The 12,585-nt window shown below is 74.9% G+C and carries 8 protein-coding genes; 2 read left to right on the top strand and 6 right to left on the bottom strand.

What is annotated here, in order from left to right:
• Positions 1-25 precede the first annotated feature (25 nt).
• From ettA to E8D37_RS12555, 5 genes are all read right to left on the bottom strand, one after another.
• A complete protein-coding gene (gene ettA / locus E8D37_RS12575; RefSeq protein ID WP_136570151.1) occupies positions 26-1,708 on the bottom strand; it encodes an energy-dependent translational throttle protein EttA in 1,683 nt (560 codons plus the stop codon).
• A gap of 69 nt (positions 1,709-1,777) precedes the next feature.
• The gene (gene ssb / locus E8D37_RS12570) at positions 1,778-2,251 is read right to left on the bottom strand and encodes a single-stranded DNA-binding protein (RefSeq protein ID WP_136570150.1); all 474 of its coding nucleotides are present in this window, start codon (positions 2,249-2,251) and stop codon (positions 1,778-1,780) included.
• 167 nt (positions 2,252-2,418) lie between these two features.
• Complete coding sequence (locus tag E8D37_RS12565) at positions 2,419-4,056, bottom strand: GTPase (protein ID WP_136570149.1); 1,638 nt, start codon at positions 4,054-4,056, stop codon at positions 2,419-2,421.
• A gap of 144 nt (positions 4,057-4,200) precedes the next feature.
• A complete protein-coding gene (locus E8D37_RS12560; protein ID WP_240770392.1) occupies positions 4,201-5,946 on the bottom strand; it encodes a dynamin family protein in 1,746 nt (581 codons plus the stop codon).
• Positions 5,943-7,064: a PrsW family intramembrane metalloprotease gene (locus E8D37_RS12555; protein ID WP_136570148.1), complete on the bottom strand. Its 1,122-nt coding sequence runs from the start codon at positions 7,062-7,064 to the stop codon at positions 5,943-5,945. The genes E8D37_RS12560 and E8D37_RS12555 overlap by 4 nt, the downstream gene beginning before the upstream one ends.
• Before the next feature lie 128 nt (positions 7,065-7,192).
• On the opposite strand from E8D37_RS12555, the gene E8D37_RS12550 reads away from it, so the two are divergent.
• The gene (locus E8D37_RS12550) at positions 7,193-8,617 is read left to right on the top strand and encodes an aminopeptidase P family protein (RefSeq protein ID WP_136570147.1); all 1,425 of its coding nucleotides are present in this window, start codon (positions 7,193-7,195) and stop codon (positions 8,615-8,617) included.
• 65 nt (positions 8,618-8,682) lie between these two features.
• Entirely contained in the window at positions 8,683-10,056 is a 1,374-nt protein-coding gene (locus E8D37_RS12545; protein WP_240770391.1) for a YibE/F family protein, read from the top strand.
• Between the two features lie 53 nt (positions 10,057-10,109).
• Here E8D37_RS12545 and E8D37_RS20570 read toward each other — a convergent pair whose 3' ends face one another.
• Entirely contained in the window at positions 10,110-12,446 is a 2,337-nt protein-coding gene (locus E8D37_RS20570) for a TPM domain-containing protein (RefSeq protein WP_136570146.1), read from the bottom strand.
• Positions 12,447-12,585 lie beyond the last annotated feature (139 nt).

The raw sequence follows: 12,585 nt of genomic DNA, 5'->3' as shown, positions 1-12,585 counted from the left end.
CTGTGTGCTTCCCGGAGGGGGAGGCTCAGTCGCGGGTGAGGCGGCGGTGGGTGACCCGGTGCGGGCGGGCCGCCTCGAGGCCGAGGCGCTCGATCTTGTTCTCCTCGTAGGAGGCGAAGTTGCCCTCGAACCAGAACCAGGCGCCCTCGTCCTCCTCGGTGCCCTCCCAGGCGAGGATGTGGGTGGCGATCCGGTCGAGGAACCACCGGTCGTGGGAGGTCACGACGGCGCAGCCGGGGAAGTCGAGCAGCGCGTCCTCGAGCGAGGAGAGCGTCTCGACGTCCAGGTCGTTGGTCGGCTCGTCGAGCAGGAGCACGTTGCCGCCCTGCTTGAGGGTGAGGGCCAGGTTGAGCCGGTTGCGCTCACCGCCGGAGAGGACGCCGGCCTTCTTCTGCTGGTCCGGGCCCTTGAAGCCGAACGAGGCCACGTAGGCGCGGCTGTTCATCTCGAAGTTCGCGACCTTGATGAAGTCCAGGCCGTCGGAGACGACCTCCCAGACGTTCTTGTTGGGGTCGATGCCGCCGCGGCTCTGGTCGACGTAGGAGAGCTTCACCGTCTGGCCGACGGTGAGGGACCCGGTGTCGGGCACCTCGTTGCCGGTGATCATCCGGAAGAGCGTGGTCTTGCCGACGCCGTTGGGGCCGACGACGCCGACGATGCCCGCGCGGGGCAGCGTGAACGAGATGTCGTTCCACAGCGTCCGCCCCTCGAAGCCCTTGACCAGGCCCTTGGCCTCGAGGACGACGTCACCGAGCCGCGGGCCCGGCGGGATGTTGATGTCGGCGGTGTCGATCTTGCGGGCGCGGTCGGCCTCGGCCGCGAGCTCCTCGTAGCGCGCGAGGCGGGACTTGGACTTGGTCTGCCGCGCCTTGGCGTTGGAGCGGACCCACTCCAGCTCCTTCTCGAGCATCTTGGCGCGCTTGGCGTCCTTCTGCCCCTCGATCTTGAGGCGCTCCTTCTTGGTCTCCAGGTAGGTGGAGTAGTTGCCCTCGTAGGGGTGCGTCTTGCCGCGGTCCAGCTCGAGGATCCACTCGGCGACGTTGTCCAGGAAGTACCGGTCGTGGGTGATCGCCAGGACGGCGCCCGGGTAGGTCTTGAGGTGGCCCTCGAGCCACTGCACGGACTCGGCGTCCAGGTGGTTGGTGGGCTCGTCGAGCAGCAGCAGGTCGGGCTGCTGGAGCAGCAGCTTGCACAGCGCCACGCGGCGGCGCTCACCACCGGAGAGGTTGTCGACGATCGCGTCCGGCGGCGGGCAGCGCAGGGCGTCCATGGCCTGGTCGAGCCGGGAGTCGAGGTCCCACGCGTTCGCGTTGTCGAGGTCGGTCTGGAGGTCACCCATCTCGGCCATGAGGGCGTCGAAGTCGGCGTCGGGGTCGCCCATGAGCTCCCCGATCTCGTTGAACCGGTCCATCTTGGCCTTGATCTCGCCGACCGCCTCCTGGACGTTTTCCAGGACCGTCGCGCCCTCGGTCAGCGGGGGCTCCTGCTGGAGCATCCCGACCGTGGCCTCCGGGTCCTTGATCGCGTCACCGTTGTTGGCCTGGTCGAGGCCCGCCATGATCTTGAGCAGCGAGGACTTGCCGGTGCCGTTGGGACCCACCACGCCGATCTTCGCCCCGTGCAGGAACGACAGCGTGACGTTGTCGAGCACGACCTTGTCGCCGTGGGCCTTCCGCACGTTGCGCAGGGTGAAGACATATTCCGCCATGGTCCCCGAGCCTAGTCGCTCACCGGCCCGGGGACCCTGTCGGGAGCCCCCCTCCCCCGCACGGGCGGCTCAGGCGGCCGGGACGGCCTCCTGCTCGACGTCCCGTTCCCGGCGCTCGCCGGACCCTGCCTCGGACCCGGCCTCGGCCTCGACGGGCCGCTCGGGGGCGGGCGGCGCCGCCCTCCGGGTGCGCGTGAAGACGGCGCTGCCCCAGGTCAGGTCGTGGCCGACGACGGCGGCGTCGACCTCCATGGTCGTGGTCTCCACCCCGGCCATGGTGGTCCAGGTGCTCGACGTGAGCCGGCCGTGCACGAGCACCGGGTCGCCGCGGCGCAGCGAGGCCGAGCACGTCTCGGCCAGCCCGCGCCAGGCACTGACGGTGTACCACTGGGTCTCGCCGTCGCTCCACTCCCCCGTGCGCCGGCTGCGGCGGCGCGGCGTCACCGCCACGCGGAAGCTCGCCACCGCGTCGTCGCCGACGCGGCGGAGGGTGACGTCGCTGCCCAGCCATCCCTGGAGCGTGACGGTCGTGTCGTTGAGCATGGTTCCTCCTGCTGCCCGGCAGGGGCCCGTCGCCCCCGCGTCGCGACCACCCTCGCGGCAGGGGAAGGCGCACGGGGCCGCGCGGCACCGGACGGTGGAGGAGCCGACCCGGAGGGTCGCCTGTGGACGCCAGGTGGCCCCAGGACCAGCCCAGGACCAGCCCGGGATCAGCCCAGGACCTTGTCCACCCCGGCGCGCGTGCGGTGGTGCGCGGCCAGGACCGCGGAGACCGGCTGCGCGACGAGCGTCGACACGGTCTCGTGCACGACGCCGCGCAGGTTCTCCTCCGCCTTGGCCGCCCGGGTGTGAGCGGTGCCGGCCACCAGGCCACGGCACACCAGCCCGAGGACCAGCCCGAGGACCAGGGCGGCGACGAGGAGCACGAGCGGCAGCGCGATGCCCGCGACCTGCGGGGTCTCGTCGAGCGTGCCGGAGGCGGCGGTGAGCACCGTCCAGCCGGCGGCGCCCAGCGCGCCGAGGACGAGCAGCCACTGGAGGACGCCGACGAGCAGCGCCCACGCCGGGACGCGGGTGGCGTTGAGCTGGACGCGGGCCAGGCCGGCGTCCAGCGTGTCCCCGATCTCGCTGGTGCGGGACGTGGCGGCCTCGCGCACCGCGCGCGACCAGCCGGGGCCCATCCCCGAGGAGACCTCGTCGACGAGCGCCCGGACCTCGTGGTCCACGCGGGCACGCTCGACGGCGGCGGTCTCGGGGGCGGCCGTGGACGACCCGCGGAGCTGCTTGCCGGCGGTGCCCAGGTCGAGCTCGAGCTTCTTGGCGGGGTCGGGGCGCAGGCGCGAGACCCAGCTGATCAGCGGCCACCCGGTGGAGCGGGACGCCCGGACCCGGGCGGCGCGCTCGACGCCGTCCACGATGGTGGGGACGCCGGCGGCCTCGGAGACGGCCTGCTCCAGCGCCGTGACCCGGGCCTCGGGCAGCTCGCGGCCCGGGGCGGTGCCCGTCGCGTCGCGCAGCAGCGTGGCCTGGGCGGCCAGGTCGGCCTCGAAGCGGGCGACGGTGGAGTGCTTGTCGGCCACGCGGGCAGCGATCTCGGCGCGCAGGGCGTCGAGGCCCTGGCCCTGCCGGGCGCTGATCGGGATGACCGGCACGTCCGGCAGGCCGTCGTCGGCGAGCAGTCGCCGCACGTCGGCCACCATGGACTCGCGCCGCTCCTCGGGCACCGTGTCGATGTGGTTGAGGGCGACGACCATGATCTCGCTGTGGGTGCGCAGGGGCGCCAGGTAGCGGTCGTGGATCGCGGCGTCCGCGTACTTCTGCGGGTCCAGGACCCACACGAACATGTCCGCGAGCGCGACCAGCCGGTCGACCTCGAGGTGGTGCGCGACCTCGGTGGAGTCGTGGTCGGGCAGGTCCAGGAGGACGACGCCCTCGAGGTCGTGGGACTCACGGCGGGTGTCCAGCATGGAGTCGCGCGTGGTCTGGTGCCGCGGCGGGATGCCGAGCCAGCCGAGCAGCTCGCCGGCGCCGTCGGCGCCCCAGACGCAGGCCGTGGCCCACGAGGTGGTGGGACGCCGCACCCCGACCGCGGAGAGCTCCAGTCCGGTGAGCGCGTTGAAGGTCGAAGACTTGCCCGAGCCCGTCGCGCCGGCGATCGCCACGACGGTGTGCGTCGAGGACAGCCGCAGGCGACCCGCGGCCCTCTCGCAGACCGCCAGGGCGCCGTCGACGACCTCGTCGTCGACCACCCCGCGCGCAGCCTCGGCAGCATCGGAGAGCGCCTCGATGCGTCCGCCGATGTCCGTACCCCGGGTCAGGAGCTGCTTGGCTCCCTCGAGCAACGTCATGTTCTCCCGCTCACCGTGACAACAACTGGCTGTGCGACACCCTAGGGGGTCGCGGTGCGACATGCGCGAACGACGGCAGGACCGAGGGCTCCCTCACGTGACGGGGAGCCTCGGGCCGGCCGCGGTCGTTCATGGACGCCGGCCTCAGTTCTGCGCGGCCGCGAACCGCAGGTCGTCGACCCGGCGGACGGCCTCGCGCACCGCTCCGGCGGCCTCGGCGTCCACCCCGAGCCCGTCGACCAGTGTCGTGTAGCGGGCCTCCTCGGCGCCGAAGAGGTCGGCCACCCGGTCGTCGAGCATCCGCCGGGCCCGCTCGGCGAGGCCGCGGACGGCCTGGTCGCCGAAGACGGCCTCGAGGAGCTTCTGCCCGAGCACCGCGGACCCGCCGGCGATCCCGGCCTCCGCCCCGGTGACCCCGGCCGTCTGGCTGAACACGACGACCATGAGCGCCACGCCGAGCCCGTTCACCCCGAGGGCGAGGAACTTGGCGGTGGTGCGGCGGTCGGCACCTTCGGCACGGACGAGCTCCAGCACGTCGGTCTGCCACTCGCGGACGGCCTGCTCGGCCCGTCGGCGCAGGTCGCGCGAGGCACGGGACAGGTCGGCCGGGGCCGACTCCAGCAGCTCGACGCCCGCCGGCTGCTGCCGCCACGCCTCGGCGGCGCGCTCGGCGGCCTCCTCGGCCCGCTCGAGCACGAGCAGCTCGAGCCCGGACTCGACGGCCACGACCACGCGGTCGGCCTGCTGCGGCTTGCCCTTGACGGCGCTGACGAGCCGGTCGCGCAGGCGTCCGACCTTGTCCTCCAGCGAGCGGAGCAGCTCGCCGGTCCCGACGAACTCCTGCCAGCGGGCGAGCACCTCGCCGCGCATGAGGGTCCCGTCGGCGGTGGCGCGCTGGGTGTCGGCCAGCGCGAGGGCGTAGGCGCGCCTGCTGGTCTCGCGCAGGCCCTCGGCCACCTCCGCCTGCCGCACCACGGCGTCCGCGATGGGGTGGACGTGGTGGGAGATGGCCCGGACGGCGCCGTCGAGGGTCTGCTTGACCACGGCGGTGCGGGCCGCGGTGTCGGAGGCCAGGGACTCCAGCCAGCCACGGATGTCGCCGACGTGACCCGGCGGGAGCAGCCCGTCCTCGTCCACCTGGCCCTCGTGCACGATGAAGAGCGGGCAGTCCTTGAGACCGCGGCTGGAGAGCATCCGGGCGAGGTGGGTGGAGACCGTCTGGACGGCCTCGGCCGCCGTCCTGTCCAGGACGACGGCGACGGCCGTCGAGCGGTCGGCGGCCTGCCGCAGGAACTCCCACGGCACCTGGTCGGCGTAGCGCGCGGCGGAGGTGACGAACACCCACAGGTCCGCCGCGGCCAGCAGCTGCGCGGCGAGCTGGCGGTTGCGCTCCTCGACGGAGTCGACGTCGGGGGCGTCGAGGATCGCCAGGCCCTGGGGCACGGCCTCCGTGGCGACGAGCTGGAGGGAGTCCGGGTCGTCGGTGGCGTGGTCGACGCGCAGCAGGTCGGGCAGCAGCCTGTCCTGGCCGAACCAGTGCGCGTCGTCCGGGTGGTGCACCAGGACGGGCGAGCGGGTCGTCGGGCGCAGCAGCCCGGGCGTCGTCACGCGACTGCCCACCAGGCTGTTGACCAGGGTGGACTTGCCGGCACCGGTCGAGCCGCCGACGACGGCGAGCATCGGCGAGTCCAGCGTCATCACGCGCGGGATGACGTAGTCCTCGAGCTGGTCGAGCATCTGCTGACGCGACGTGCGCAGCTCCTCGCTCCCCGGCAGGTCCAGGGGCAGCGCGGCCTCCTGGAGGGCGCCCCGCAGGCGCACCAGGGCGGTGAGCATCTGCGCGTCCTGCCCACCGGGCACGGGCACGGCGTCGTCTGGCCTGGCTGTCATCGGGTCGGAACCACCTGTCCTGGGAATTCGACGGACGGTCGCACGGCGCCGATCCGTGCGACGTAGGCGCCTCCGCGGGAGGCGAAGTCAGCGGGTGCGGTGCCTCGCAGGTAGCGATGATGCAGGAAGCCCAGCTCGATCGCTGCCTGTTGGTACTCACGCATGCGGTCCTCCGCCTCCGGACCGCCGACGGCGCGGGCGTGCCGGCGGGCCAGCCGGCGGGCCCCGAGGTCGACCACCCAGCCGATGTCGGTGGCCGGGAGGAGCCCCCTGGCCGCCGCGTCCTGGAGGGCCGCGCCGAGCATCCGCCGCTCGGCCGTCCGGGCCCAGAGGCCGAGCCCGGCGACCAGCAGCAGCGCCGGGGCCATGATCAGCACGTAGACGGCGGCGAAGCCGCCGAGGCCGGCGAGGGTCGAGGCGTTCCACAACGCGTGCGCGGTCACGGCCAGCAGGTACCCCACGACGGGGGCGCCCAGCCGGACGAGACCGCTGCGCGAGGAGACCGCGAGGCCCACCCCGATGCCGGTGAAGGCGGTGAAGAAGGGGTGGGCGAAGGGGCTGGCCAGGCAGCGCACGACGAACGTGGCCGTGAGCGAGGTCGTCCCGCCCGGGCCGACCCCGTCCGTGCCGTCGTAGGCCGCGGCCAGGTAGAGGATGTTCTCGGTGAAGGCGAACCCGGTGCCGACCATGCCGGCGTACACGAGGCCGTCCAGGACGCCGTCCAGCTCGGCGCGACGCCACCACAGCAGCGCCACGAGGAAGGCGCCCTTGGCGGCCTCCTCCGTCACCGGCGCGAGGACGGCCAGGCCGCCCGCCGAGGTGACCGGCACCAGCAGGCCGCCGATGCCCTGCAGGAACAGGGCTGCGGCCACCGCGACGGCGGCGCCCCAGCCCAGCCCCAGGAGGAGCAGCGAGCGGGGCTCCGGCTCGTAGCGGTCCAGCCACAGGAAGCAGGAGACGACCGGCACGACCGGCAGCGCGGCCAGCACCGTGGCGAGCAGGACCGTCCCCGGCGCACCGGCGAGGGCGACCACCAGCAGCACCGGCAGGGCGCTCAGGACCACGACGATGCTCACGACCAGCGTGAACACCTTTCCGTCGGGTCCGCGGCGCTTCATGTCAGCACCCTATCCGTCGGGTGGCCCGCAGGTGTGTAGCACGGGGGTCAAGCGGGCGCGTCAGGCCTTCCTGCCGCCCGCCGACAGGCGGGGGCCCGGCGTCCGTGGGCGGGTCTAGAGTGGCCCGCATGAGCGACGCGAAGCCTGCCGACGGCGCCCCCGAGCCGAAGACCGAGTCCCACGACCCGGCCGTCCCGGAGGCCTACGCCGCGTTCATGCGGACGGGCTGGGGCGACCGCGACCTCGACCTGGCCCCGCAGGACGTCGCCGCCTCGGCGGCCGCCCGGCGCGCCCGGCTCGCCGAGGCCTTCCCGGGCGAGCGGCTCGTGCTGCCGGCCGGCACGTACAAGGTCCGCGCCAACGACACCGACTACCGGTTCCGCCCCGACACCGCGCACGCCTACTACTCGGGCAACCTCACCTCGGACGCCGTGCTCGTCGTCGAGGACGGCGACGCCGTGCTCTACGCGCGGCCGCGCTCCTCCCGCGAGACCGACGAGTTCTTCCGGGACCGGCAGTACGGGGAGCTGTGGGCAGGCCGGCGTCCCTCGCTCAAGGAGATCTCCGACTCCCTCGGGGTCGAGACCCGGCACATCGACGACCTCCCGGGCGACCTGGCCGGCACGACCAAGACCCGCGTCCACCGGGGCGTGTCGACGGCCGTCGACGGTCTCGTGGGCGGCGACGAGCAGCGCGACGCCGAGCTCGCGCGCGTCGCCTCGGAGCAGCGGCTGATCAAGGACGCGTGGGAGGTCGGGCAGCTCCAGGCGGCCTGCGACGCCACCACGCTCGGGTTCACCGACGTCGTCGAGGACTGGGAGAACGCCGTCCGCCACGGCGAGCGCTGGATCGAGGGCACCTTCTTCCGGCGCGCACGCACGATGGGCAACGACATCGGCTACGACTCGATCGTCGGCGGCGGCCGGCACGCCACGACCCTGCACTGGATCGAGAACTCCGGGCCCATCACGCCCGGCGAGATGGTCCTGCTGGACATGGGCGTGGAGGGCCACCACCTCTACACCGCCGACGTCACGCGCACGATCCCCGTCAGCGGCACCTACTCCCCCGTCCAGCGCGAGCTCTACGACCTCGTCCTGGCGGCGCAGGACGCCGGCATCGAGGCCGCCCGCCCGGGCGCCGCGTTCGCGGACATCCACGCCGCCTCCATGCGGGTCCTCGCGCACGGCCTCGCCGACCGTGGGCTCCTGCCGGTGAGCGCCGAGGAGGCGCTGCTGCCCGACAGCCGCGTGTACGCCCGCTGGACGCTCCACGGCACCAGCCACATGCTCGGCATGGACGTCCACGACTGCGGCATGGCCGCCCCCGAGTCCTACGCCAAGGGCACCCTTGCCGAGGGCATGGTCCTCACGGTCGAGCCGGGCCTGTACTTCCAGGAGGACGACCTCCTCGTGCCCGAGGAGCTGCGCGGCATCGGCATCCGGATCGAGGACGACGTGCTGATCACCGCGGGCGAGGCGGTCAACCTGTCCGCGGCGCTCCCCCGGGCCTCCGCCGACGTCGAGGCGTGGATGGCGCGGCACCGCCGCTGAGCGGGCCGAGCCGCACCCCGCCCCACCCCATCGCGAGCACCACGCACCACCAGGACGGAGACCACGTGGCCGGTCACCGGGCCGCCCCCCGGCGCCGGGGCGGACGACGGCGCGCCGAGACGACGCCGCAGGAGACGCCGACGCCCGTCGGCCACGGGCACTCGCACGGCCACTCGCACGGCCACTCGCACGGGCACGGACACTCGCACGGGCACGGCCACGGGGGACCAGAGCCGGACATCGCGCTCGGCACCCGGCTGACCATCCTCGGGATCGTCGTCGCGGCGGTGGCCGTCGCCCTGGCCGGCGTCGTCCTCCTCTGGCCGTCGGCCTCCGGGCTGGCGACGCTCGGGGACGTCTCGGGCTCCACGGCCAAGGGCGCCACGTACGTCGACGCGACCGTCACCACGGTCCAGTCGCCGTGCAAGGACCAGTCCGACATCGGCAACGGCTGCGGCGTCATCAAGGTGACCACGACCGGCGAGGACTCCGCCTTCGCCGTGCCGGTCTCCTCCGACGTCCTCACCTCGGGGCTGGCGGCCGGCGACACGGTCGAGCTGCTGCGGGTGCCGCTGTCCTCCACCGGGTCCAGCGACAGCTCCGCGCTCGGCAGCACCGACAAGGCCACCTACTCCTACTACGCCACCGACCGGGACGGCTCGCTGCTCCTGCTGCTCGCGCTGTTCGTCGTCGTCGCGGTCGCCGTGGCCCGGCTGCGCGGGCTCATGGCGCTGGTCGGGCTCGCGGTGAGCGGCGGCGTCCTGTGGGAGTTCACCCTGCCCGCGCTGCTCACCGGTGCGCCCGGCGTCCCCGTCGCCCTGTGCAGCGCCGTCCTGATCCTCGTGGTCGTCCTCTACACCACCCACGGCGTCTCCTGGCGCACGAGCGCGGCCCTGCTCGGCACGTTCGCGGGCGTCGGCCTGGTGACGCTGCTGGGCGAGCTCTGGGTCCACCTGGCCAGCCTGAGCGGCGTCTCCGACGAGTCCGCCTCCCTGCTCGGCGCGTACGCCCCGGACCTCGACTTCCGCGGGCTGCTGGCCTGCGCCCTCGTCATCGCCGGGCTCGGCATCCTCAACGACGTCACCATCACCCAGACCTCGGCCGTCTGGGAGCTGCGGGCCGCAGCCCCCGGCATGCGGCGCTCCGAGCTGTTCACCAGCGGCATGCGCATCGGCCGCGACCACATCGCCTCGACGATCTACACGATCGTCTTCGCCTACGCGGGCGGGGCGCTGGCCGTGCTCATGCTGCTCTACCTCTACGACCGGCCGCTGCTGCAGCTGGCCTCCACCGAGCAGCTGGCCGAGGAGATCGTCCGCACCCTCGTCGGCGCGATCGGCCTGATCCTCGCCGTCCCGGCCACCACCCTGCTGGCCGCGTTCCTGGCGGGCGGGGGCGTCGACCCCCTGGACGACGAGGACGAGCTCGAGCCGCTCTGACGGCCGGCGGCCGGCTCCCGCTGCCGCCACGAGGCCGGCCGGGACGGCCCGGGTCAGTGGCGACCGCCACCGCCGTGGCCGCCACCGAACCCGCCACCACCACCATGGCCGCCGCCGAACCCGCCGCCACCGCCGTGGCCGCCTCCGAACCCGCCACCGCCACCGCCACCGTGGTGGTGGCCTCCGCCCCCACCGAACCCGCTGGAACCTCCGAACCCGCCTCCCGGGCCACCCCGGCGCGACGAGCCGAGGAAGACGCCGGTCGTCACGGCGCTGCGCCGCCGCTGGGCCGCCGCGCGCTCCGAGCGGGCCGCGGAGAGCGCCGCGTCGCCCTGCCGTCGCGCCCGCTCCGCCTCGGCGAGGATCGCGCTCAGCGTCACGGCTGCAGCGGCCCCGGCCAGCGCGGCTGCCGCCTCGTCGGCCCGGGCCCGCGTGCGGGCGCTCACGTCACGCCCCGCGGCCGCGGACCGGGCCGCCGCCACCGTGGCCTCGGCGCGCGCGAGCGCCTCGAGGGCGCGGGTGTGCTCGGCCACCACCTCGTCCACGACGGAACGCAGCGTCCTCAGCCGTTCCACCAGCGGCGACAGAGCCGCCTCCACCGCCAGCAGCGGTGGCCGGGCCGCGGCGAGGTCGGACTCGAGTCGCCGCGCGTCGTCCAGCAGCGGGCCCACCGCGGGCGTCGGCCGAAGGTAGGCCACCGCGTCGACGTGCCCGGCGACGTCCGCCCGCAGGGCCTCGGCACCGGCGAGGACCTCGCGCACCCGGCCCGGCAGGTCGCGGGAGAGCCCGGCCAGCCGCGCCCGGCGCTCCTCCGGAGCCTTGGCCGCCTGCTCGGCCCGCCCGGCGTCCGCGCGGGCCTCGTCCAGCGTGCCCTGGGCCTGGTCGAACGCCTGGACCTCCATCGACGCCTGGTGCTCGCACGCGTCGAGGCGGGCGCCCAGCCCCGCACGGAGGCCGCGGGCCACCTCCAGCTCCGAGCGGACGTCGTCGTGGCAGCCGGGCTCGTAGGCACGCGCGAGCTCGTCGAGCACCGCCGCGGCCTGGGTCAGGTCGCCGTCGAGGGCGCCGAGCGAGGCCCGGAGCAGCGCGGCGTCGGCCAGGATCGCGTCGCGCCGACGGGGCAGCCCCTCCACGGCGTCCGCGTGCGTCGCCAGCCGCTGCTCGGCGGAGTCCAGCAGCGCGGACGCGTCGCCGTGCCGTCGAGCGCCGGCCAGCTCGCGGGCCTCCCCCGCCGACGCGCGCGCCCGCTGCGGCTCCGCCACGCTCTCGGTGCAGCGGAAGCCCTCGTCCTGCCGGGCCCGGACCGCGCGCTCCAGGTCGCCCGCGGCCTCCTCGAGCGTCGCGCACCGGCCGGGCACCGTCGCGGCCGCGGTGTCGAAGGCGTCCAGGAGCGCCGCGACCTCGTCCTGCCGGGCCCCGGCCTCCACCAGCCCGGCCCGCGCCTCCTCGACCGTCCGCTGCTCGGCGGCGGCCGCGGCGACGTCCAACCGGGCCACCGCGCGCGGCGAGAGCCGGTCGCTCACGTCCAGCCAGGTGCGCTCCCCCGCCTCGCGCAGGCGGGCGGCCTCCGCGTCCGTGGCCCGCACCTCGTCGAGCAGGACGTCGCGGGTGCCCGGCAGCGCCGCCACCCGGGCCGCCACGAGCTCGGAGCCCTCCTCGAGCGCCAGCCAGGCCTCGGCGAGGCCGTCGAGGGCCGTCGTGAGCCGGGCGCGCGCCTCGCGGCGGGACCGTCGCCGCCGGACGCCGACCACGGCGAGGTAGCCGCCGCCGGCCAGCGCCACGACGCCGAGGACCACAGCCAGCCCGACGCCGGGGTTGCCGGACTCCTCGGAGCCGTCGAGCGCGTCGGTGCGCCCCGTCCCCGTGCCGTAGCCCGAGGCGTTGCCCGTGCCGTTCGCGCTGCCGTTCGCACTGCCTGCACCGCTGCTCGACGACCGCTCCCGGGGCCAGGCGTCGTCGAACGCCTCGAGGCCCGCGACCATGCCGGCGGTCCAGCGGCCCGCGGCGAAGTGGCTGCGCATCTGCCGCTTCGCGGTGCCGGCGGCGGTGTCGAACGCGCTGATCGCCGCCCCGTCGTAGTGGTAGCGGAACTCCTCGTCCTCGGTCGCCACGGCCAGGAGCAGCAGCGAGCGGCCGCCGCCCCGGGTCCAGCCCCAGTCGTCGCACTCGGCGCGCAGGTCGGCGACCGCGTCCTCGAGCGAGCCCCCGGGCGACTGCTCGACCGCGATCACCTTGACCGTGACGTCGTCCGACTCCAGCGCCTTCGCCGCCTGCTCGACCTTCGCGTCGGCCAGGACGTCCGCCGGGTCGCTCACGACCGCGCGGGTGCACAGCCCGGAGCCGTCCGCGGCCTGCGCCGAGGGTGCGAGCGACGCCCAGACCAGCGCCATCGCCGGCAGGACCGCCGCGAGGGCGAGCGTGCGTCGGCCGGCACGCCCGGCCGGCCGCGCGGCGGGGCTCAGGGCTGGTGTCTGGGCGGGTCTCTGGGCTGGTGTCTGGGCCGGGTCAGCGAGCACGGTGGTCCTCCCG

Origin of the sequence: Nocardioides sp. GY 10127 (assembly GCF_004919085.1) — a bacterium.
In the GTDB taxonomy this organism is placed as follows: domain Bacteria; phylum Actinomycetota; class Actinomycetes; order Propionibacteriales; family Nocardioidaceae; genus Nocardioides.
Note: the sequence above shows the minus strand (reverse complement) of the source record. Positions and strands in the feature narration are given on the sequence as shown.